Source organism: Mesorhizobium sp. B2-4-1, from assembly GCF_006442185.1.
Classification (GTDB): Bacteria; Pseudomonadota; Alphaproteobacteria; order Rhizobiales; family Rhizobiaceae; genus Mesorhizobium.
Genome location: NZ_VFVN01000005.1, coordinates 415370 through 437120 on the forward strand (window position 1 = coordinate 415370; position 21751 = coordinate 437120).

Genomic DNA, 21751 nt, shown 5'->3' on the forward strand with positions numbered 1-21751 from the left:
GTTCGCCCTCTCAAGCGTGGGAGTAGTGGAGCAGCGTCCATTCGTCGACGAAGACACGGTCCCGCGGATGGACGACGAGGGTGGTGGCGGGGTGTTCGATGATGGCCGGGCCGGTCACCTCATGCCCCGGCAGCAGAAGATCCATCTCGTAGAGATCGGCCTTGTGCCAGCGGCCGCCAATATAGGCCTCGCGCACGCCCTTGTGCGCGGATGCGGGGCTTGAGGGGCCGAGCGGCCGCTTGAGCAGCACGGGCTTGACCTTGTCGGCGGTGGCGATGAGACCGAGTTCGGTGATCGAGAAGCCGGCTTCACCATAACGCGAGACGCGATGGTTGACCTTGGCGTAGACCGCTTCGAACTCGTCGATGACCTTGCGCATGTCGTCGGCCGAATTGATGGCCGATAGGGGCGCCATCACCTCGACGTCCTCGAGCTGGCCGGTATAGCGCATCATCAGGAACGGCACCGTCCTGATCTTGTCCAGCGCATGACCGTCGGCCACCATCTCGTCGACCGCGGCCCTGGTGAGATCGTCCCAGACCGCGGTCACTCTGGCACCGAAGGCCAGCAGTTCGGCCTCGCTTGCGCGCGCGCCGATGTCGATCTGCGTGGATACCGAATGCCGGCGCATGAAATCCGCCGTGGTGCAGCCGAAGGCGGAGAAGGCGGCCGCGAACTGGAAGGTGATGATATCCTTGAAGCCGATGCCCCTGGAGCAGCCGGCCAGATGCAACGGCCCCGAGCCGCCATAGGAAAGCAATGTGAACTCCGAAGGATGGATGCCCTGGCCGGAGATGACGCGGCGCAGCGCGTTGTTGGCGTCTGCTTCCAGCATGTCGATCATGCCTTCGGCGGCTTCATCCACGCCGACGCCGAGCAGACGGGAGCACTTTTCCTCGAAGGCCTTGCGCGCCTTCTCGACCTGCAGCACGACCTTGCCGCCGAGGAAATAATGCGGGTTCAGCCGACCGAGGATGGCGTCGCAATCGGCGATGGTCGGCTCGGTGCCGCCCCTGGCGAAGCAGATCGGGCCGGGATCGGCACCGGCGCTTTCCGGCCCGAGCGAGACTTTCTTCGTCAGCGGATCGACCTTGAGGATCATGCCGGCGCCGGCGCCGATCGTGTCGAGATGCAGCGTCGGCACGTTCAGCTTGAACCGGTCCATCAGCGGCTCGTTCTCGATCCGTGTCTGGCCGCGCGTGATGACGCCCATGTCGAAGGAGGTGCCGCCCATATCGGAGCAGATCAGCGAGTCATTGCCGATCAGCTTGCCGACATAAGCCGCGCCCAGAATGCCGCCGATCGGACCCGAGATCATGGTTTCGTGCAGGCGCGGATGATTGATCGAGGTGAGGCCGCCGAAGGAGAGCAGCGTCTGGACGCCATATCTGAAGCCGTATTTCTTCGAGACGTCCTCGATCCCCTTGAGCTGCTTGCGGCCGCGCGAGGTGGCGTAGGCCTCGATCAGCACCGAGTTCAGCCGCGACTGCTCGCGGATGACCGGGCGCACCTCATGGCTGCTGTAGACGAGGATGTCGGCTCCGGCGGCGGCGATCTCCTCGCGGCAGATCTCGGCGATGCGCTTCTCATGCACCGGATTGACATGCGAGAAGATCGTCATGATGCAGACCGCTTCGACCTTGTCGGCGATCAGCTTTTTCGCCGCGGCACGGACCTCATGCTCATAGAGCGGCAGGATGATGTCGCCGAACTGGTCGATGCGCTCGGTGACGCCGTGAGTGCGTCGGCGCGGCACCAGCGGATCGGGATGATGATGCGTCACAGCGTGCAGCCGGTCGGCATAGGAATAGTCGGCCCAGGCCTGCAGGCCGCGACCCATCAGGATCATGTCCTCAAGGCCCTTGGTGGTGATCAGGCCGAGTTTCCTGCCGGTGCGCGACAGCAGCGTGTTGAGCATGCCGGTGCCGGAATAGAGCACCACATTGACGCCCGAAAACAGGGCCTCGAGCGAGATGCCCCAGGCGTCCGCCGCGTCCTCGGCCGAGGCGAGGAACCCCTCGGCCTCGTTCTTCGGCGTCGTTGCCGACTTGCCGATCTTGAAGCGGCCGTCCTGATCGACAAGGATGGTGTCGGTCATGGTGCCGCCGGCGTCGATGCCGATGACGATGGGATTGGTAGAGATATGGTCCACGGGTCGCCTTCCCTTGCCGAGCATGACCACAGGCTAGATTCGCGGGACCGGATCGCGCCATATGCCTAAAGGCACAATGACGGACGGGAGCTCGTCGCCGAAAAAGAGGCATGCGCATGGGCAACATCTGGGCGCCGCTCGCCATGGCGATCGCCGCCACCGGCACCGACAGGCATGTCGACTGCCTGATCGACCTGATCGGCGCCGACATCGCGCATGACCTGGTGACGGTGACGCGCTATTCGGCGACGCAGACGCCGCAATTCGTCAAGCACCGGCGCTTCTCCGACGAGATGGTGCGGCGCTATCTTGATAATTACTACGTGTTCGACCCCTTCTACGCTTCCTGGCGGCGCGAGCGCCGGTTGGGCATCATGCCGCTCAAGCGGCTGGCCGACGACGAGGCCAAACGCGGCCAGTACATAGCCGGCTTCCTCGCGCAATCGGAGATCTGCGATGAAGTCGGCATCATGCTGGCCGATGGCGGCGACTGGTGCCTCGGCATTTTCCTCGATCGTTCGACCACGGCGTTCAAGGACAACGAGATCGCCCTGCTGGCTGAGCGGCTGCCGGTGTTCGAGGCGCTGCACGCGCTCGACATCAAGACGCGCGGAAGCGATTTCTCGCGCAGCTCGGCGCCGTCCAGCCCCGGCGCCTCACCGCGCCAGCAACCCACAATCCCGGCGAGCCTATGGCCGGAACTGTCGCTCAGGGAAAGAGAGCTCGTGCAATTGATCCTGGCCGGCCATCCGACCGCCAACATTGCCGAGCGGCTCGGCATCACCGTCGGCACGGTCAAGAACCATCGCCGGCGCATCTATGAGAAACTCGACATCACCACCGAGCGGGAATTGTTCCTGCAGTTCTTCCTGTACCGCTCGGACAAATAGGCCTGGCGCTGGTGCAAGCGCTGGACAGGCAGATCGAGGGGAGCCCGGCATAACGCGCCTCAGGGATTGGCCCAGACGATCGAGGTGCATGCCGGCTTGAACTTGGCCGGCGGCGACCTCACAGTCACCCCCGAACATTGTTTCGCCGAGCGGAGCCGATTTGCGCCAGGACAGGGGAAAATGAGATGCCGACGATTTTCGCGGAACGGTTTGCCGGACGCTCGGCGGTGATTACGGGCGGCGCATCCGGCATCGGCCTCGCCGTCGCACAGAGGCTGGTCCAAGAAGGCGGGCGCGTTTCGGTTTGGGACCGCGATCCCGCCCAGATCGAAGCGGCCAGGGCTTCGATCCCAGCGCTGCATGGCCAGACCGTCGATGTCGCCGACCCGGCGGCGGTGGATCGGGCGGCGCGGTCGACGATCGAGGCGCATGGCGGGGTCGACATCCTGATCACCAGCGCCGCCATCACCGGTCCCAACATGACCGCCTGGGACTATCCGGTGGAGGACTGGCGTCTGGTCATCGACATCAACATCAACGGTGTCTTCTACTGCAACAAGGCGCTCGTCCCGCACATGCTGGAGCGCAATTACGGCCGCATCGTCAACATCGCCTCGATCGCCGGCAAGGAAGGCAATCCCAACGCTTCCGCCTACAGCACATCCAAGGCCGCGGTGATCGGCCTGACCAAATCGCTCGGCAAGGAACTGGCCAAGACCGGCATAACCGTGAACTGCGTCACGCCGGCGGCGGTGCGCACGGCGATCTTCAAGCAGATGAGCCAGGAGCATATCGATTTCATGCTCTCCAAGATACCGATGGCGCGCTTTGGCGAGCTCGACGAGGTGGCGGCGCTGATTTGCTGGATCGCCTCGGAGGAATGTTCGTTCACGACGGCTGCCGTCTTCGACGTCTCCGGCGGCCGCGCCACCTACTGATGTGGTGCGGCGCTTTCCGGCTGGCGGCAAGCCACTACAATTGCGCGTGAGGAAGCAACCAACGGAGCTGGACAAGCGTACAGTGGCCGAAGCCGGAACCCGGCAACGGCAACAATGAGGGCGAAGACATGACCAGGCGTGACAGTTCGGCCCGCGCGCAATTCCTGCACCTTTCTGCGACAATCGCGACGACCGGACCGGAGCTTGCCGCATTTGCTTAAGGTCGAGCCTGCCATCCTGTCGGACGACGACCTTCTGGATCGTTTCCAGCGCGCGGCCTTCGGCTATTTTCTGGAAAACGTGAACCCCGAAAACGGGCTGGTCGCCGACACGTCGCGGCCGAATTCACCGGCCAGCATCGCGGTCGTAGGCTTTGCGCTCTCCTGCTATCCGATCGGGGTCGAGCGCGGCTGGATGGCGCGGGAAGCAGCGGTGGAGCTGACGCTCGCCGCGCTGCGTTTCTTCTGGACCAGCACGCAAGGCAGTGGCGCTGACGTCACCGGCCACAAGGGTTTTTACTATCATTTCCTCGACATTCGCACCGGACTTCGGGTGTGGCGCTGCGAACTGTCGATGGTGGATACGGCATTGCTGATGGCCGGCATTCTCGTGGCAGGCGCCTATTTCCGGGGCGACGATGACGAGGAAGCCGAAATCCGCCGGCTGGCCGAGGCGCTCTACCGGCGCGTCGACTGGCGATGGGCGCAAGGCAGCAGTCCGACGTTGCGACAGGGCTGGAAACCGAAGAGCGGCTTTCTCCACTATGGCTGGGAAGGCTACAATGAGGCGACGATCCTCTATGTCCTGTCGATGGCCTCGCCCGACAGCCCGACGTCCGACGACAGCTACGCGGGCTGGACGGCGACCTATCAGTGGGAAAACATCTACGGCTACGACGTGCTTTATGGCGGTCCGTTGTTCATGCACCAGTTCTCTCATGCCTGGATCGATTTCGCCGGCATCCGCGACGCTTTCATGCGCGAGAAGAATTCGGACTATTTCGAAAACAGCCGCCGCTCGACCTACCTGCACCGCGACTATGCTCGGCACAATCCGTATGGCTATGACGGCTACGGAGAGAACCTCTGGGGGCTTTCGGCCGGGGACGGACCGGGCGGCTTTCGCAGCAGCATACAACGGCGGCGGCGCCGGTTTTCCGGCTACGTCGCGCGCGGTGCGCCCTTCGGGCCGGACGACGGCACGATCGCGCCGTGGTCCTATCCGGCGTCGCTGCCTTTTGCGCCTGATATCTGCATGGCGGCGCTGCGCCATCTCGCGGATCGCTACCCCCAGGTGATCGACAATTTCCGGCTGCCGAGCGGCTTCAACCCGACGCTGGCCAACCGGCGAAAATTTGGCCGCTACGGCTGGGTGTCGGAAGGCCATTTCGGCCTCGACCAAGGCATCGTGGTGATGATGATCGAGAACCACCGCTCGCGCCTGGTGTGGGAGCTGATGCGTTCCAACCAGTACATCCGCCGCGGCCTGAACAAGGCGGGGTTCACAGGCGGATGGCTGTCGCAGTCGGCAAGCCCGGATGGCCGCGATGTCGCTTGAAAGGACGAAAGCTGCCGGTTTTCCGGCCGACCACAATGATGTCGAGTTGGTCAGGGGCGCCCATCCGCCGCATTGGCGAAACCCGCCGCCCACCGGAGCATACAATCTCGTCGTCGTCGGCGCCGGGCCGGCCGGCCTGACGGCGGCGAGCGAAGCGGCAAGCCTCGGCGCGAAAGTGGCGCTGATCGAACGCGGGTTGATCGGCGGCACGTGCATCAACACCGGCTGCATCCCGTCCAAGTCGATCATCCGCACATCCAGGCTCTATGCCGACATGCGCGATGCCGAGAATTTCGGAGCCGATGCGCCGGACCATCTTCGCGTCGATTTCCAGCGCGCGATGACCAGGATGCGGCGCATCCGGCAACGGATCAGCCATGCCGACAGCGCAGAGGCGCTTGCTGCGCTGGGCATCGACGTTCATTTCGGCGAAGCCCGGTTCGACGGAAGCGATTGCGTGACCGTCGCGGGAACGACGCTGCGCTTCCGCAAGGCGCTGATCGCGACAGGCGCGAGGCCGGAGTTTCCATCCATTCCCGGCCTGGTCGAGGCTGGCTATCTCAGCAACGAGACGATGTTCGACCTTGTCGACTGCCCGAAGCGGCTGCTGGTCATCGGCGGCGGGCCGCTTGGCTGCGAGACAGCGCAGGCCTTCTGCCTGCTCGGTGCGAAGGTCATCCTGGCGCAGAGCGATCCGATGTTCCTGCCCGGCGAGGAACGCGACGCCGCGCAGATCCTTTCGGAGGCGCTGGCGCGCGAGGGGGTCGAGGTCCGACTGAACACCGAAGTGGTGGCGGTGCGCAGGGAAGGCGACAAGAAGCTCGCCGACCTGGTGCGGGACGGCGACACGACGACCATTTCCGTCGACGAGATCATCACCGGCATAGGCCGCTCGCCCAATGTCGACGGTCTTGGCCTCGACGAGGCGGGGGTTGCCCACGATGCCAAAGGCATCAAGGTGGACGATTATCTCAGGACCTCAAACCCGCGCATCTATGCGGCGGGCGATGTCTGCCTCGACTACAAATTCACGCATACCGCTGAAGCAACAGCCCGCATGGTCGTGCAGAATGCCCTGTTTCTCGGGCGCAAGAGGCTGAGCGAATTGGTCGTTCCGTGGTGCACCTACACCGATCCGGAAATCGCCCATGTCGGCCTCTATCCGGTGGAGGCGCGACGCGACGGCATTCCGGTCAAGACCTATACGGTGCTGATGCACGATGTCGCCCGCGCGGTGATGGACGGCGAGGAAGAGGGTTTCGTCAAAATCCATGTCAGGGAAGGATCAGACCGCATCCTCGGTGCGACCGTGGTCGCCGCCCATGCCGGCGAGATGATCAACGCGGTGTCGCTCGCCATCAGGTCGGGCATGGGATTGCACGCGCTGGCCGACGTCATCCATCCCTTCCCGACACAGGCGCAAGGCATCAAAATGGCCGGCGACGCTTACCGGCGAACGCGGTTCACCCCTTTGTGGAGGCATCTGGCGGCACGCTGGCTGGCGTGGTCCAGGCGATGACACTTGTGTCCCGTCGGCGTTGGCGCGGGCTTCAGCCGTGCAGGTCCCGCGAAATCGGCGGGCCGACCGAAAAGCCGGTGAAGGTGACCTCGAAGCCTTCGCGCTGCGGCGAACAGCACATCATGCCGACATCGACCGCCTTCGAGACCGGGAAGTAGGCGAGCCGCACCGGCTTCCAATGACCGTCGGAGACATCCAGGTACTGGACGCGGATGGTCTCGGCATGGCGGGTCAACCGGATCGCAACGCCATCCGGACCGGCCGGAATGGTGGCCAACGACCAGTCCGAGGCATCGTTGGTGACGACAACCGAGAAGTACACCACGCCGTCGGTATATTCGATGCCGGCCTTGATCCAATGCGTTTCGCTGAGGCGGAGCATCAGCCCCGCCTGGTCGTAGAGCACCTCATAGCGTCCGTTGACGGTGACTTCCGCGGTGAAATCGCCCTCTACGCGCTTGTAGAGGAAATGGCCGTTGTCGCGCCAGAAACCGTAAAAGGTCTCGCGCCAGAAGTCCGTCTCCTTGCCGGTGCGCACATGAACCGCATCGCCGTCGATGGAATGATGCGGCGGCGGATTGAGCCAGGTCAGATCCTTGTCTTGAACTGTCATCGCCTTGTCTCTTGGTGCACGCGAAGGCTTCGCCGGCCCGGTCAGCCGGCGCCCCGATCAGCCTGCAAACGTGTAGGCGGTCTTCACGGTGGTGTAGAATTCCATGGCGTATCGGCCCTGTTCGCGCGGACCGTAGCTCGAGCCCTTGCGGCCACCGAAGGGAACATGGAAATCGACACCCGCCGTCGGCAGGTTGACCATCACCATGCCGGCCTCCGAATTGCGCTTGAAATGCGTGGCGTGCTTGAGGCTGGACGTGCAGATGCCGGACGTCAGCCCGAATGGCGTATCGTTGGCGACGGCGAGCGCCTCGTCGTAGTCCTTGACGCGGATGACGCTGGCAACAGGCCCGAAAATCTCCTCGCGCGAGCTGCGCATGGCGTTGGTGGCATCGGTCAGCAGCGCCGGCCGCAGGAAGAAGCCCGGCGTCTTGCGGTCGAGCCGCTCGCCGCCGAAGGCGAGCGTGGCGCCTTCCCTCACGCCGATGGCGATATAGTCTTCGTCCTGCTTGAGCTGCGTCGCATCGACGACGGGACCGATCTGGGTCTGCGCGTCGAGCGCATCGCCGACGACCAGTTTGTCCATCCGTTCCTTGAGCGCTTCGACGAAACGGTCATGAATGCCGTTCGTCACGATCAGCCGGGACGAAGCCGTGCAGCGCTGGCCGGTCGAGAAGAAAGCGCCGTTGATCGCGCAATCGACAGCCGTAGCGAGGTCGGCATCGTCGAGCACCACCAGCGGGTTCTTGCCGCCCATTTCGAGCTGGAACTTGCGCATGTACTCGACGCTCGCCGCGGCGACGCGCTTGCCGGTGCCAACCGAGCCGGTGAAGGTGATGGCGTTGATGTCCGGGCTGTCAAGCATCGCCTGGCCGACCACCGAGCCCTTGCCCATGACGAGGTTGAGCACGCCCTTGGGCAGGCCGGCACGGTGCAGTATGTCGACGATGGTCCAGGCGCTCTCGGGAACGAGATCCGCCGGCTTGAAGACGATGGTGTTGCCGTGGGCAAGCGCCGGGGCGATCTTCCAGGCGGGAATGGCGATCGGGAAGTTCCACGGGGTGATGATGCCAACCACGCCGACCGCTTCGCGCGTGATCTCGACACCGACGCCCGGCCGCACGCTGGGCACGACTTCGCCCGAGAGGCGCAGTGTCTCACCGGCGAAGAAATCGAAGATCTGGGCGGCTCGAATGGTCTCGCCAATGCCTTCGGCCAGCGTCTTGCCTTCCTCGCGCGCAAGGTTGCGGCCGATCTCGTCCTTGCGCGCCAGGATCTCGTCCGACGTCTTCTTCAGCACCGCGTGACGGACCAGCAGACCCGAGCGCGACCAGGCGGGAAAGGCCGCCTTGGCCGCGGCGATCGCCTGTGCCGCCTGTTCGACACCTGCGGAAGCGTATTCGCCGACGATGTCGCCGGTATCGGACGGGTTGATGTTGCGGGAGCCGGCATCGCCGACCCACTCGCCGTCGATGAGGTTCTGTCGAAGCGGTGCCATGTCGTGTCTTTCCTGCTGGTTCGCCGCGCGGCGGCATCTGTGTGATTTGTATTTGCCAGACAATTGCTCTGCGGGAAAGCACGCTTTGCGCGGACGGCCGCGACAAAGTCTCTCGGTTCGCGGCCCCGCGCGACCTGCTGCCCGCAGCGCATCGCCCTTGGCCCAACAGGTTCGGCGACACATCGTTCCAATCACCGCGAAACGGGTCTGTACATATATGTCTATAGTCTTGATTTGCCCGGGGCGGCGTGTCATGCGTCGTGCCGATGGAAGCCACCGACACGACAACCCAACGCGCCGGCGCCACCGGCAACATCAAGGTCACCCGGGAAGACTGGCTCAAGCTCGCGCTTGAAACGTTGATTTCGGACGGCGTCGAAAGCGTCCGTGTGCAGACGCTCGGCCAGAAGCTCGATGTGTCGCGTTCCAGTTTCTATTGGTACTTCAAGAGCCGCCAGGACCTGCTCGACCAATTGCTGGATTATTGGCGGCAGACCAATACAAGGTTCATCGTCGAACGCGCCGCGCGGCCTTCCGCGACCGTCATCCGCGGGGTGATGAGCATCTTCGAGTGCTGGGTGGACGAGAAGCTGTTCGATCCGCAGCTGGATTTCGCGATCAGGGCGTGGGCCCGGCGATCGCCCGCCATCAGGCGGGCTCTCGACGAGGCCGACGAGGAGCGCGTCGACGCCATTCGCGACATGTTCAGGCGCCACGGCTATGACGAGGAAGACGCCTTCGTGCGCGCCCGCGTGCTCTATTTCATGCAGATCGGCTACTACTCGCTCGAGCTCGACGAACCGATGAGCAGCCGTCTGCCGCACGTCGCGTCCTATCTGCGCAGCTTCACCGGCCAGGAGCCCACGGCACAGGACGTCGAGGATTTTTCGCGCTATGTCGAGGAAACGCTTTCGCGCAGCCGTTAGCGACAGCCGCCGCTTTCACACCACGGCACGAACTAGACATATATGTACAATGGCATTACGCCTCAGTCATTGAACCCAACCTCTTCAGACGCCATGACCAGACGCTATTCCGCTTTGTCGCTCTTCAGGGAAGGCCTCGCCGGCCAGACCGGCTGGGAGCCGGCCTGGCGCTCGCCCGAGCCGAAGCCGTCCTACGACGCGATCGTCATCGGCGGCGGCGGTCACGGGCTGGCGACGGCCTATTACCTGGCAAAGAATCACGGCATCGCCAGAGTAGCGGTTTTGGAAAAGGGCTGGATCGGCGGCGGCAATACCGGCCGCAACACGACCGTGGTGCGCTCCAACTATTACTATCCGCAGAGCGTCGAGCTCTATGGGCTGGCGCACCGGCTCTATGAGGGACTGTCGAAGGACCTCAACTACAACGTCATGCTGTCGCAGCGCGGCATGGTCAGCCTGTGCCACTCGACCGCCGAAATGGAGATCGGGGCACGCACAGTCAATGCCATGCAGATCAACGGCATCGATGCGGAGCTGTTTTCGCCCCAGGATGTGCGCCGGGTGGCGCCGATCTACAATTTCACGGCCAATGCGCGCTTTCCCGTGTTCGGCGGCATCTGGCAAAGCCGGGCCGGCACCGCGCGCCACGACGCGGTCGCCTGGGGTTATGCGCGGGCCGCGAGCCGACTCGGCGTCGACATCATCCAGAACTGCGAAATCACCGACTTCATCGTCGAGGGCGGCCGCTGCCGCGGCGTCCAGACGACGCGCGGCGCCATCCGCGCGGACCGCATCGGCATGGCCGTGGCAGGACATTCCTCGGTGCTGGCGGCCAAGGCCGGCTTCCGCCTGCCGATCAATTCCTATGCGCTGCAGGCCTGCGTAACCGAACCGGTCAAGCCGATCCTCGACACGGTGGTGCTGTCGCCCGGCACGGGCGTCTATGTCAGCCAGTCCGACAAGGGCGAGATCGTCATCGGCGGCGGGCTCGACCGCACTCCCTCCTATGCCCAGCGCGGTAACCTGCCGACGCTGGAGGGGGTGATCGCGGGGCTGTTGGAAATGGTCCCGATCTTCGGCCAGTTGAAGCTGATGCGGCAATGGGCCGGGATCGTCGACGTCGTGCCCGACTCCTCGCCGATCATCGGTCAATCGCCACTGCCCAATCTGTTCCTCAATTGCGGCTGGGGCACGGGCGGCTTCAAGGCGATCCCCGCCGGCGGCACGCTTCTGGCGAACCTTTTGGCAACGGGCGGGCACAACGACATCAGCCGCCCCTTCGATCTCGACCGCTTCGCCAGCGGCGGCTGATCGACGAAGCGGCTGGTTCCGGCATCGCGCATTGATGCATGTCGCGCAAAAGCGCCGAGCGGCCTTAGGGCAACGACATGCATAAAGACGAAGACTGAGGTTTGCCATGCAGCTTTTCCCTTGCCCGTTCTGTGGCTCCCGCGACGAAACCGAATTCCACTATGGCGGCGATGCCGGCAATGTCAGGCCTGATGGCGCCGAGGTGCCTTTCGAGCACTGGGCCAACTATCTCTATCTGCGCTCCAACCCCAAAGGCGCGGCGCGCGAGATATGGCTGCATATGAACTGCGGCGAATTCTTCGTCATGGAGCGTGATACGGTTACGCACAAGGTGCTGTCTTCGGCTGCCCTGGGCGGGGAGCACGCGGCGTGACGGCCTCGCGCCTTGCCACGGGCGGCAGCGCCATCGACCGCTCGCGCCCGATCCGCTTCAGCTTCGACGGCGCCACCGTGCAGGGATTCACAGGCGACACCATCGCCTCCGCGCTGCTGGCCGCCGATGTCGCGGTCGTCGGCCGCAGCTTCAAATACCACCGGCCGCGCGGCATCTGGGGCGCGGGCGTCGAAGAGCCGAACGCGCTGGTGGATATCAGCGGCCCGCAGACGACGCCGAACACGCGCGCGACGACCGAGCCGGCGCGCGACGGGCTGGTCGCCAAAAGCGTCAACGCGACACCCAATGCGCTGGCCGACCGCAACGCCTTCCTCGACCGCTTTTCCCGCTTCATTCCGGCCGCCTTCTACTACAAGACCTTCATGTGGCCGGACTGGCACATGTTCGAGCCGCGCATTCGCGCCATGGCGGGACTGGGTCAGGTCGACAAGGACTGGACGTCGCCCGGCCCGGCCGACCAGATCAACCATCATTGCGACGTGCTGGTGATCGGCGCCGGACCGGCCGGGCTGGCAGCGGCAAGGCTGGCGGCCGGCGCGGGCCGCTCCGTCATGCTGGTCGACGACCAGCCAAAGCCCGGCGGGTCGCTCGGGCAGCGCGCCGGCGAGGTCGACGGCAAGCCGGCGGCCGTGTGGGTCGAGGAGACGGTTGCGGGGCTTTCCGCCGGCGGTCACCTGGTCCTGCCTTCGACCACCGCATTCGGTATCTACGACCATAATCTGGTCGGGCTTAACCAGCGTCATTTCGACGGCCGGCCGGACACGCTGTGGCGGGTCAGGCCGCGCCGGATCGTGCTGGCGACGGGCGCCATCGAGCGGCCCCTGCCATTCGCCAACAATGACCTGCCGGGCATTCTCTCGGCGGACGCGGCGCTCAGCTATCTCAGGCGCCATGCGGTGCTGGCCGGCCGCCATATCATCGTCGCCGCAAACAATGACAGCGCCTATGAAGTGGCGGAGGCGGCCGCCGAGGCCGGCGCCGACGTCACGCTTGTCGACATCAGGCGCGACGGTATGCCCGCCGCGCCCGCCAAGGTGCGGATGCTCAAGGGCCGCGCGCTCACCGCCGCGGCCGGCAAGCTGCGCGTCGAGGGTGTGATGCTGGACGACGGCACCAGGCTCGATGCCGATTGCGTGCTGGTGTCGGGCGGCTGGACACCGACCATCCATCTCTTCGGCCAGGCCAAGGGCAAGCTCGCCTGGAGCGAGGCGCGCGCGGCCTTCCTGCCGGGCGACCCGGTCGAGGCCATAGCGGTGGCTGGAGCTGCCGCCGGCGCGGTTTCGTTGTCGGAGGTATTCGCCGGTTCGCAGAAAGCCGTCGCGTCGCTCGGCCCGATGAAGGCAGCAGTGTCGCGCAGCAGCGGAACGGAGGCGACCAGCGGGATAGTAGCGGCATGGCCAACGCCGGGTTCGAAGGGACGCATCTGGATCGATTACCAGAACGACGTGACGGTGAAGGACATAGAGCTGGCGGCGCGCGAAAATTTCGTCTCGGTCGAACATCTGAAGCGCTACACGACGCTCGGCATGGCGACCGACCAGGGCAAGACCTCCAACCTGCCGGGCCTGGCGCTGATGGCCGGGATCACCGGCCGCACGGTGCCGGAAGTCGGCACCACGACCTATCGTCCGCCGTTCACGCCGGTTCCGCTGGCGAGCTTCGCCGGCGCGCGCGGCGGCGAACTGATGGCGCCGGTTCGGCGGCTGCCGCTGGAGAGCGTGCATCGTGCCAGCGGCGCCGTGTTCCAGGAGTATGGCGGCTGGCTGCGCCCGGCCCACTACGGCGGCGGCGGCGATACGGATCGCTCGATCCAGGACGAGGCGCGCCGCGCCCGCCAGTCCGTCGCATTGTTCGATGGCTCGACGCTGGGCAAGATCGAGGTGATCGGACCCAAGGCGGCCGCGTTCATCGATTTCGTCTATTACAACACGATGTCGACGCTGAAGCCGGGCCGCTGCCGCTACGGCTTCATGTTGTCCGAGAATGGCGTGGTCTTCGATGACGGCGTGCTGGTGCGGCTAGACGAGCATCGCTTCGTCGTGTCGTGCTCGTCCTCGCACGTGGCCGCCGTGCATGCGCGGCTGGAGGAGTGGCGCCAGGACCGGTTCGGGCGCGGCGCGGTCTACATCCACAACGCCACCCCGGAAATGGCAACCCTGACCGTTTCGGGACCGAACGCCCGGAAACTGCTCGAGACGGTTGATCTCGGCCTTTCGCTCGACGATGGCGAGCTGCCGCACATGGCGGTTGGCGTCGGCAGCTATGCCGGCGACGAGCTGCGCATCACCCGCGTCAGCTTCACCGGCGACAGAAGCTATGAGATCTCCATCCGGGCCGATCGCGCGGAGTCCTTGTGGGCGGGCCTGCGCGACGCCGGGCAAGCGTTCGATGCGGTCGTCATCGGCCTCGAGGCGCTGATGATCCTGCGCGCCGAGAAAGGCTTCATCGTGATCGGCAAGGACACCGACGGCACCACGCTGCCGCACGACCTCGGCGTCGAGGGCCCGCGGGCAAAGCGCCAGACCGAATTCGTCGGCCGCCGCTCGCTGTTCACCGAAGAGGCTTCGCGCGGCGACCGCATGCAGCTGGTCGGGCTGACGGTGCCGTCCGGCGAAGCGCCGCTGCCAACCGGTGCGCATGGCATCAAGCGCAGCGGCGGCAAGCTGCGCAGCCAGGGCTTTGTCACATCGAGCTACCGGAGCCCCACGCTTGGCCGGCCGGTTGCGCTCGGCCTGATCGAGCGCGGCGCGGCCCGCCACGGCGAAACGATCGAAATCCAGCATCTCGGCAAGGCGATGACGGCGACGATCACCTCGCCATGCGCCTTCGACCCGGCAGGAGACCGGCTCAATGCGTGATCTCGCCCAAAAATGGCCGGTAGCGCCGGACTGGCAGTCGGCAACCATCAGTGCACCGGGTCTCGAGGCGCGCACGATCCCGGGCCTTCACCAATTGCTGGTCAGCGGCAACCTCGACGCCTGGGCGCGGAGATCCGGCATGGATGGCAACGGCGTGGGCGCCTTTGGCAGCGCGCAAGGTGACCGCTATGCGGCGCGTCTGGCGCGCGACCGCCTGCTCGTCGTGTCGAGCACACCGCTCGCCATCGCCGCGGGTTGGCGCGCGGAAGGTTTCGCGGTGACGGCGATCAGCGCTGGACTTCATGTGTTCGAGGTCAAAGGCTCGGCGATCGACGCTTTCATCGCGCGCGGATCAACGCTTGACCCAAACAAGGAAAGCGCCAGTGCCGCACTTTCCTTCGCCGGCGTCAGCGCCATCGCCTACCGCCACCGGGACCGACTGCGCATCCATGTCGATCGCGGCCTGGCATCCTATCTCTGGACGTGGATCGAAACGGCTCTCAGAGCGTGAACGACCAGAACAGGCAGGCCAGCGTGGCCGCCGCGAAGATAACGAAAAACAGACTGCGCAAGAGCACGTTGCGGCGAAGCTCGTTCATGACGAAGTGGCAACCGACGATAGCCGCCGCAAACAGGAACCGCCAGTTCAGCAGCGCCCATAGGGCGTCGCGCTGGCCGAATGCCCATCTGGCGACGAGACAGCCTACGATGGAGGCAAGGAGCACGATCACGGTCCAGAAGATGGCATCGGCTGCATGGGTGAGCACGATGCTGGCGGCTCTGATCGGCAGGATCATCATCAGCAGCGCGCTGAAGAAATAGACAGCGGCGAGTGGTATGAACATCCCGGCATCGGCAATGCCGTCGAGGCGCCTGACGCCGATCGCACCGTAGGGGTAGCCGTGCCTGGCCACCACCAGGCTCAAGGCCATGAGCAGCGCTGTCAGCACCGCGACCAGGGCGAAGGACGTGAGGGCTTTGCTCATGACGGTCCCGTTCAAAGCGAATCAAACAGGAACCGTTTTAGTCAATGGCCGCATATTGCGTAAGCACCGGCGCGCCCGACGGCAGCGAAATCGGCAGGCAGCCCAGCATCAGTGGAGCGGGCGGCCAGAACGAAACCGCCGCGTCGACCGCCTGAGCGGCGCGCTTCAGGCTGCGGCGGGCAGCGATGTCCAAAAATTCCGAAGCTGAATCCGGTTTCTACAACCCCGAAATTTGGAAAAGTGACTGTTTGGTGGAGCCAATCGGAATCGAACCGACGACCTCTTGAATGCCATTCAAGCGCTCTCCCAACTGAGCTATGGCCCCACTTCCGGCAGTCAACCGGCGCCGTTTCCGGCGAAGAGATCCGGCGCGGGTTGGAGACCGCGCCGTTAGTGCAGGCGGCTTCTAACCCCGCCCTTCGTCAATATCAAGCCTTCATCAGCGGCTTTTTCTTCACAAGCTGCGAAAGCCGGCAAACGCTTGCGTTCCCGGCCTTGTCAGACCTCGTCGTCGTCGTCGCCGACGCCGATCATGTCGGCGACATCGTCGTCCTCTTCCTCTTCGTCGGCGAGGAACGTATCGTCCTCGTCGTCGCCCAGGTCGACATCATCCTCGTCGTCGCCGAGATCGGGCAGATCGTCGCCCTTGACGTCTTCGTCAGCCTCTTCGAGCGAGACGACTTCTACGCCCTCCTCGTCCTCGGCGTCCACTTCCTTCTCGGCCACTTCCTCTTCCTCCTCGAGGGCGGCGATCTTGCCTTCCTCGAAATAGGAACGCGGATAGGTCTTGCCGGTGTAGGGCGAGACGATCGGGTCCTTGTTCAGGTCGTAGAATTTTCGACCCGTTTCAGGGTCGATACGCTTTGTGCCAAGTTCGGTTTTTGCCACGGCAAGCCTCGTCGATAAAAGAGTGGTCCCCTTAACCACTGTTTGCAGCGCTGTCAAAGCCAAAAGCCGGCGTCACAAAACCATGCGTTGAAAGGCCTAGCGTCAAGCGTCGACCATGGGGGATGACCATTTCGGCCCACCGTGATACGAGACCGCCGCAACAAATGAAAAGCGCCGGCCCGCCGGCATTCCGTCCAGGGAAATTCCATGTCTCACGCCGCCGCTTCCAAGCCGGCCACCGCCCGTAAATGTCAAGCGCTTTCCGGTACGGCGCGCGTGCCGGGCGACAAGTCGATCTCGCACCGCTCCTTCATGTTCGGCGGGCTCGCCTCCGGCGAGACCCGCATCACCGGCCTGCTCGAAGGCGAGGACGTCATGCGCACCGGTGCCGCCATGAAGGCGATGGGCGCGCATATCGAGAAGCGCGGCGACGAATGGGTGATCCGCGGCACCGGCAACGGCGCGCTGCTGCAGCCGGAAGGGCCGCTCGACTTCGGCAACGCCGGTACCGGCTCGCGGCTGACCATGGGGCTGGTCGGCACATATGACATGGAAACGACCTTCATCGGCGATGCTTCCTTGTCAGGCCGGCCGATGGGCCGCGTGCTGGAGCCGCTGCGCCAGATGGGCGTGCAGGTGCTGAAGGCAACGCCCGGCGACCGCATGCCGATCACGCTGCATGGGCCAAAGCATGCCGCCCCGATCACCTATCGCGTGCCGATGGCCTCCGCGCAGGTGAAATCGGCGGTGCTTCTCGCCGGCCTCAACACGCCCGGCATCACCACCGTCATCGAGCCTGTCATGACGCGCGACCACACCGAAAAGATGCTGAAAGGCTTTGGCGCCAATTTGTCGGTCGAGACCGACGAGCGCGGCGTGCGCCATATCTTCATCGAGGGCCAGGGCAAGCTCACCGGCCAGACGATCGCCGTGCCGGGCGACCCATCCTCGGCCGGCTTCCCGCTGGTGGCCGCGCTGATCGTGCCGGGTTCCGACATCGTGATCGAAAACGTGCTGATGAACCCGACCCGCACCGGGCTGCTTTTGACTTTGCAGGAGATGGGCGGCCAGATCGAGATCTTGAACCCGCGCAATGCCGGCGGTGAGGATGTCGCGGACCTGCGCGTGCGTTATTCCGAGCTGAAGGGGGTCACCGTGCCGGCCGAGCGGGCGCCGTCGATGATCGACGAATATCCGGTGCTGGCCGTTGCCGCCAGCTTCGCCGAGGGCGAGACGCTGATGCAGGGGCTGGAGGAACTCAGGGTAAAGGAATCCGACCGGCTGTCGGCGGTCGCCAATGGACTGAAGCTTAATGGCGTCGACTGCACAGAGGGTGAGACATCGCTCGCGGTGCGCGGAAAGCCCGGCGGCAAGGGGCTCGGCGGCCATCCCAATGGCCCGGACACGACCGTGCAGACCCATCTCGACCACCGTATCGCCATGAGCTTCCTGGTGATGGGGCTGGCGACTGAGAAGCCGGTGACCATCGACGACGCCAACATGATCGCGACAAGTTTCCCGGAGTTCATGAGCCTGATGACAGGGCTGGGCGCGGAGATTGGGTGAGAGTTGATGGGTTGGGGCCAAACTGAAATGCCGGCAGGACAGCGCCCCCCTCTGTCCTGCCGGACATCTCCCCCACGAGGGGGGAGATCAGCCGTCATAGCGGCCTTCGCAAATCGCCCGCGTTGCAGAAGTGAGCGAGGCGTCGGAACTGCCAATCTCCCCCCTTGTGGGGGAGATGTCCGGCAGGACAGAGGGGGGCGCGACGGATCGCAAGCTCTCTCCGGACCGCTACGCTGTTCGGTTTCAGGTATGCTGGCCTGCCAATGACACACGTCTTCACCATCGCCATCGACGGTCCGGCCGGAGCCGGCAAGGGCACGCTTGCCCGGCGTCTCGCCGACCACTACAGGCTGAACCTGCTCGACACCGGCCTCACCTACCGTGCGGTGGCCCATGCGCTGCTGCGGCTCGGTCTGCCGCTCGACAACGTCTCGGCGGCCGAAACGGCAGCACGTCAGGTCGACCTGGCGAAGCTCGACCGGGCCGTGCTGTCGGCGCATGCGGTTGGCGAAGCGGCCTCGAAGGTCGCGGTGTTTCCGACCGTGCGGCGCATCCTGGTGGAGAAACAGCGCGAGTTTGCCAAATCCCCCCCGGGCGCCGTGCTCGACGGTCGCGACATCGGCACCGTGGTGTGCCCCGATGCCGACATCAAACTCTATGTGACCGCGAGCGCCGAGGTGCGGGCAAGGCGCCGGCTGGCGGAGATCGAGAGCATCGGCGGCACGGCTGATTTCACCGAAATCCTCGCCGATATCCGGCGCCGCGACGAGCGCGACATGGGCCGCGCCGACTCGCCCTTGAAGCCTGCCCCCGACGCGCACTTGCTTGATACCAGCGAAATGGCTATAGAAGCCGCGTTTCTCGCGGCCAGAGCTGTCATCGACGACGTGCTGTCCAAGGGAAACAAGGCCTGATCCGGGTTTTCCCTCGAGTTTCCGTTGCTGGAGGCAAAGGAAATACCCATATCGGGCACGAACCAGCCTGCCAGCATTCTTCATGCGCCGGACTTGCCGCCTCAAGCGGCCAAGGGCTCTTTGCCCGGAACGCCGGCAGGCCAACGCAACGCTAACCCACGGCGCACGCCCCGCTAAAGATGCGGGGTATTCCAGGAGAAACAATGTCTGTAGCAAATCCCTCTCGCGACGATTTCGCGAGCATGCTCGAAGAATCATTCACCGCCGGCCATTCCGGCGAGGGCCAGGTTGTCCGGGGCACGATCACCGCGATCGAAAAGGACATGGCCATCATCGACGTCGGCCTCAAGGTCGAAGGCCGCGTGCCGCTGAAGGAATTCGGCGCCAAGGGCAAGGAATCCACCCTCAAGGTCGGCGACACGGTCGAAGTCTATGTCGAGCGCATCGAGAACGCGCTTGGCGAAGCCATGCTGTCGCGCGAGAAGGCTCGCCGCGAAGAGAGCTGGGTGCGTCTCGAAGAGAAGTTCACCAAGGGTGAGCGCGTCGAAGGCGTCATCTTCAACCAGGTCAAGGGTGGCTTTACCGTCGACCTCGACGGCGCCGTGGCGTTCCTGCCGCGCAGCCAGGTCGACATCCGCCCGATCCGCGACGTCTCGCCGCTGATGCACAACCCGCAGCCTTTCGAGATCCTCAAGATGGATCGCCGCCGCGGCAACATCGTGGTGTCGCGCCGCACCGTGCTCGAGGAGAGCCGCGCCGAACAGCGTTCGGAAATCGTGCAGAACCTCGAAGAGGGACAGGTTGTCGAAGGCGTGGTCAAGAACATCACCGACTACGGTGCGTTCGTCGACCTCGGCGGCATCGACGGCCTGCTGCATGTCACCGACATGGCATGGCGCCGCGTCAACCATCCGACCGAGATCCTCAACATCGGCCAGACGGTCAAGGTGCAGATCATCCGCATCAACCAGGAAACGCACCGTATCTCGCTCGGCATGAAGCAGCTCGAGAGCGATCCTTGGTCGGAGATCGGCACCAAGTTCCCGATCGGCAAGAAGATCAAGGGCACCGTCACCAACATCACCGACTACGGCGCGTTCGTCGAGCTGGAGCCGGGCATCGAAGGCCTCATCCACGTTTCGGAAATGTCGTGGACCAAGAAGAACGTGCATCCCGGCAAGATCCTGTCGACGACGCAGGAAGTCGATGTCGTGGTGCTCGAAGTCGATCCGGCCAAGCGCCGCATCTCGCTCGGTCTCAAGCAGACGCTGGAGAACCCGTGGGAGGCTTTCGCTCGCAGCCATCCGGTCGGCAGCCAGGTCGAGGGCGAGGTCAAGAACAAGACCGAGTTCGGCCTGTTCATCGGCCTGGAAGGCGACGTGGACGGCATGGTGCACCTTTCCGACCTCGACTGGACCCGTCCGGGCGAGCAGGTGATCGAGGAGTACAATCGCGGCGACATGGTCAAGGCGCAGGTGCTCGACGTCGACATCGAGAAGGAGCGCATCTCGCTCGGCATCAAGCAGCTGGCCCGCGACACGGTTGGCGAAGCGGCGACTTCAGGCGAGCTGCGCAAGAACGCCGTCGTCACCTGTGAGGTCATCGGCGTCAAGGATGGCGGTCTGGAAGTGCGGCTGGTGGAAAGCGGCATCGAGACCTTCATCAAGCGCTCCGACCTTTCCCGTGACCGCGACGAGCAGCGCCCCGAGCGCTTCACCGTCGGCCAGAAGGTCGACGCCCGCGTCATCGCCTTCGACAAGAAGACCCGCAAGCTGCAGGTCTCGATCAAGGCGCTGGAAATCGCCGAGGAGAAGGAAGCGGTCGCCCAGTACGGCTCGACCGACTCCGGCGCCTCGCTGGGCGACATCCTGGGCGCCGCGCTGAAGAAGCAGGGCAGCTAATCGCCCTTTCGCACAGGCCCGAAACAAAACCCCGCCGGAGCGATCCGGCGGGGTTTTTCTTTGTCGGAAACTCGGACGCAGCCCGAGGATCGTCGAAGTCAACTATGCGCGTTATGCGCGACCGTAGAGCGGCACCAGCGTGCCGCTCATCGCCTGGTTGGCGGGCGAGGCAAGGTAGGCGATGGCCTCGGCCGCCGCTTCAAGGCTGACCCATTTGCTGAAATCGGCATCCGGCATGTCGGCACGGTTGGCCGGCGTGTCGAGCGTCGAGGGGGCCACCGCATTGACCAGGATGCCCTGGTGCTTCAGCTCTTCCGCCATCGCCACCGTCATCGCCGCGACCGCTGCTTTGGAGGCGGCATAGGCGACCATGCCCGAGCCGCGGCGCGGATCGAGCCCGGCGCGTGCCGTGACATTGACGACGCGGCCGGCGGTGCCCGCCGCCAGCATCGAGCGCACCGCCGCACGGCTGCACAGGAACGCGGTGCGGGCATTGGTATCCATCATCTCGGCAAAGGAGGCGGATTCGATCTTCTCCACAGGCGCCTTGGCAAAGCCGCCGGCCAGATGGATCGATCCCCACAGGGCGGGAACCTGGGCATAGAAGGCTTCGACCTTGGCGGAGTCCGACAGGTCGACATTGTGTGCCAGCCTGACGTTCTCGTGGGTGGTGAAAGGGAAATGCGAAGGTGCCGCGGCATGGGCGTTCGGCACATGGCAGACCGCGCCCTCGCCCAGCAGCTTGCCGACGACCGCGCCGCCGAGCGCACCGGTCCCACCGGTCACAACGATGTGCCTGCCCTGAAGTGTTTCCGTCATCCTGGACCGCTCCTGTCTTTTT

Annotated in this window: 18 protein-coding genes, 1 tRNA gene and 1 pseudogene; 12 read left to right on the plus strand and 8 right to left on the minus strand. The window is 64.7% G+C overall.

Going from position 1 to position 21751, the window contains the following annotated elements; all coding sequences use genetic code 11:
- Positions 1-10 precede the first annotated feature (10 nt).
- Positions 11-2152: a hydantoinase/oxoprolinase family protein gene (locus FJ949_RS16275; RefSeq protein WP_224684603.1), complete on the minus strand. Its 2142-nt coding sequence runs from the start codon at positions 2150-2152 to the stop codon at positions 11-13.
- 110 nt (positions 2153-2262) lie between these two features.
- Between FJ949_RS16275 and FJ949_RS16280 the strand changes: the two genes are divergently transcribed.
- The 4 genes from FJ949_RS16280 (at position 2263) to FJ949_RS16295 (ending at position 7056) form a co-directional block, all read left to right on the plus strand.
- A complete protein-coding gene (locus FJ949_RS16280; RefSeq protein ID WP_140497217.1) occupies positions 2263-3042 on the plus strand; it encodes a helix-turn-helix transcriptional regulator in 780 nt (259 codons plus the stop codon).
- A 185-nt stretch (positions 3043-3227) separates the two neighbouring features.
- Positions 3228-3980, plus strand: a complete 753-nt coding sequence (locus tag FJ949_RS16285) for an SDR family NAD(P)-dependent oxidoreductase (protein WP_140497219.1) — start codon at positions 3228-3230, stop codon at positions 3978-3980.
- A gap of 213 nt (positions 3981-4193) precedes the next feature.
- Positions 4194-5537 carry a glucoamylase family protein gene (locus tag FJ949_RS16290; RefSeq protein WP_140497308.1) on the plus strand — a complete coding sequence of 448 codons (1344 nt, stop codon included), beginning with the start codon at positions 4194-4196 and terminating at the stop codon, positions 5535-5537.
- A complete protein-coding gene (locus FJ949_RS16295; protein WP_140497221.1) occupies positions 5527-7056 on the plus strand; it encodes a mercuric reductase in 1530 nt (509 codons plus the stop codon). Before FJ949_RS16290 ends, FJ949_RS16295 begins: the two co-directional genes overlap by 11 nt.
- Positions 7057-7087: 31 nt before the next feature.
- On the opposite strand, the gene FJ949_RS16300 is transcribed toward FJ949_RS16295, so the two are convergent.
- Both FJ949_RS16300 and FJ949_RS16305 read right to left on the minus strand, forming a co-directional pair.
- Positions 7088-7669, minus strand: a complete 582-nt coding sequence (locus FJ949_RS16300) for a DUF1349 domain-containing protein (protein WP_140497223.1) — start codon at positions 7667-7669, stop codon at positions 7088-7090.
- A 57-nt stretch (positions 7670-7726) separates the two neighbouring features.
- Positions 7727-9166, minus strand: a complete 1440-nt coding sequence (locus tag FJ949_RS16305; protein WP_140497225.1) for an aldehyde dehydrogenase family protein — start codon at positions 9164-9166, stop codon at positions 7727-7729.
- Between the two features lie 266 nt (positions 9167-9432).
- Here FJ949_RS16305 and FJ949_RS16310 point away from each other — a divergent pair, with 266 nt between their 5' ends.
- The 5 genes and pseudogenes from FJ949_RS16310 to FJ949_RS16330 all read left to right on the plus strand — a co-directional run bounded on the left by FJ949_RS16310 (position 9433) and on the right by FJ949_RS16330 (position 15166).
- Entirely contained in the window at positions 9433-10092 is a 660-nt protein-coding gene (locus FJ949_RS16310) for a TetR/AcrR family transcriptional regulator (RefSeq protein ID WP_181165292.1), read from the plus strand.
- A 93-nt stretch (positions 10093-10185) separates the two neighbouring features.
- Positions 10186-11438 (plus strand): annotated as a pseudogene (locus tag FJ949_RS16315) (sarcosine oxidase subunit beta family protein).
- Between the two features lie 71 nt (positions 11439-11509).
- On the plus strand, positions 11510-11776 hold the full coding sequence (locus FJ949_RS16320; RefSeq protein WP_140497229.1) for a sarcosine oxidase subunit delta: 267 nt from the start codon (positions 11510-11512) through the stop codon (positions 11774-11776).
- Positions 11773-14655 (plus strand): sarcosine oxidase subunit alpha family protein, encoded by a 2883-nt coding sequence (locus FJ949_RS16325; protein ID WP_140497231.1) that lies wholly within the window; start codon positions 11773-11775, stop codon positions 14653-14655. Before FJ949_RS16320 ends, FJ949_RS16325 begins: the two co-directional genes overlap by 4 nt.
- Complete coding sequence (locus FJ949_RS16330; RefSeq protein WP_140497233.1) at positions 14648-15166, plus strand: hypothetical protein; 519 nt, start codon at positions 14648-14650, stop codon at positions 15164-15166. The genes FJ949_RS16325 and FJ949_RS16330 overlap by 8 nt, the downstream gene beginning before the upstream one ends.
- On the opposite strand, the gene FJ949_RS16335 is transcribed toward FJ949_RS16330, so the two are convergent.
- The 4 genes from FJ949_RS16335 to FJ949_RS16345 form a co-directional block, all read right to left on the minus strand.
- A complete protein-coding gene (locus FJ949_RS16335) occupies positions 15156-15641 on the minus strand; it encodes a hypothetical protein (RefSeq protein WP_140497235.1) in 486 nt (161 codons plus the stop codon). The genes FJ949_RS16330 and FJ949_RS16335 overlap by 11 nt on opposite strands.
- A gap of 37 nt (positions 15642-15678) precedes the next feature.
- Complete coding sequence (locus tag FJ949_RS30360) at positions 15679-15834, minus strand: hypothetical protein (protein WP_181168359.1); 156 nt, start codon at positions 15832-15834, stop codon at positions 15679-15681.
- Positions 15835-15890: 56 nt separating this feature from the next.
- Positions 15891-15966 (minus strand) — tRNA-Ala (locus tag FJ949_RS16340).
- Between the two features lie 173 nt (positions 15967-16139).
- Positions 16140-16529, minus strand: a complete 390-nt coding sequence (locus tag FJ949_RS16345; protein ID WP_140497238.1) for a TIGR02300 family protein — start codon at positions 16527-16529, stop codon at positions 16140-16142.
- A gap of 207 nt (positions 16530-16736) precedes the next feature.
- Here FJ949_RS16345 and aroA point away from each other — a divergent pair, with 207 nt between their 5' ends.
- From aroA to rpsA, 3 genes are all read left to right on the plus strand, one after another.
- The gene (gene aroA, locus FJ949_RS16350) at positions 16737-18095 is read left to right on the plus strand and encodes a 3-phosphoshikimate 1-carboxyvinyltransferase (RefSeq protein WP_140497241.1); all 1359 of its coding nucleotides are present in this window, start codon (positions 16737-16739) and stop codon (positions 18093-18095) included.
- A 263-nt stretch (positions 18096-18358) separates the two neighbouring features.
- Complete coding sequence (gene cmk, locus FJ949_RS16355) at positions 18359-19009, plus strand: (d)CMP kinase (protein ID WP_140497244.1); 651 nt, start codon at positions 18359-18361, stop codon at positions 19007-19009.
- A 203-nt stretch (positions 19010-19212) separates the two neighbouring features.
- Positions 19213-20910 (plus strand): 30S ribosomal protein S1, encoded by a 1698-nt coding sequence (gene rpsA / locus FJ949_RS16360; RefSeq protein ID WP_140497246.1) that lies wholly within the window; start codon positions 19213-19215, stop codon positions 20908-20910.
- Between the two features lie 111 nt (positions 20911-21021).
- Here rpsA and FJ949_RS16365 read toward each other — a convergent pair whose 3' ends face one another.
- Positions 21022-21729 carry an SDR family NAD(P)-dependent oxidoreductase gene (locus FJ949_RS16365; RefSeq protein ID WP_140497248.1) on the minus strand — a complete coding sequence of 236 codons (708 nt, stop codon included), beginning with the start codon at positions 21727-21729 and terminating at the stop codon, positions 21022-21024.
- Positions 21730-21751 lie beyond the last annotated feature (22 nt).

Excerpts from the sequence above, each read along its gene's own strand:
- FJ949_RS16305 (WP_140497225.1), bottom strand. The coding sequence starts at position 9,166 with ATGGCACCGCTTCGACAGAACCTCATCGACGGCGAGTGGGTCGGCGAT.
- aroA (WP_140497241.1), top strand. The coding sequence starts at position 16,737 with ATGTCTCACGCCGCCGCTTCCAAGCCGGCCACCGCCCGTAAATGTCAA.
- cmk (WP_140497244.1), top strand. The coding sequence starts at position 18,359 with ATGACACACGTCTTCACCATCGCCATCGACGGTCCGGCCGGAGCCGGC.
- FJ949_RS16280 (WP_140497217.1), top strand. The coding sequence starts at position 2,263 with ATGCGCATGGGCAACATCTGGGCGCCGCTCGCCATGGCGATCGCCGCC.
- FJ949_RS16310 (WP_181165292.1), top strand. The coding sequence starts at position 9,433 with ATGGAAGCCACCGACACGACAACCCAACGCGCCGGCGCCACCGGCAAC.
- FJ949_RS16320 (WP_140497229.1), top strand. The coding sequence starts at position 11,510 with ATGCAGCTTTTCCCTTGCCCGTTCTGTGGCTCCCGCGACGAAACCGAA.
- FJ949_RS16285 (WP_140497219.1), top strand. The coding sequence starts at position 3,228 with ATGCCGACGATTTTCGCGGAACGGTTTGCCGGACGCTCGGCGGTGATT.
- FJ949_RS16335 (WP_140497235.1), bottom strand. The coding sequence starts at position 15,641 with ATGAGCAAAGCCCTCACGTCCTTCGCCCTGGTCGCGGTGCTGACAGCG.
- FJ949_RS16295 (WP_140497221.1), top strand. The coding sequence starts at position 5,527 with ATGTCGCTTGAAAGGACGAAAGCTGCCGGTTTTCCGGCCGACCACAAT.
- FJ949_RS16365 (WP_140497248.1), bottom strand. The coding sequence starts at position 21,729 with ATGACGGAAACACTTCAGGGCAGGCACATCGTTGTGACCGGTGGGACC.
- FJ949_RS16330 (WP_140497233.1), top strand. The coding sequence starts at position 14,648 with ATGCGTGATCTCGCCCAAAAATGGCCGGTAGCGCCGGACTGGCAGTCG.
- rpsA (WP_140497246.1), top strand. The coding sequence starts at position 19,213 with ATGTCTGTAGCAAATCCCTCTCGCGACGATTTCGCGAGCATGCTCGAA.
- FJ949_RS16300 (WP_140497223.1), bottom strand. The coding sequence starts at position 7,669 with ATGACAGTTCAAGACAAGGATCTGACCTGGCTCAATCCGCCGCCGCAT.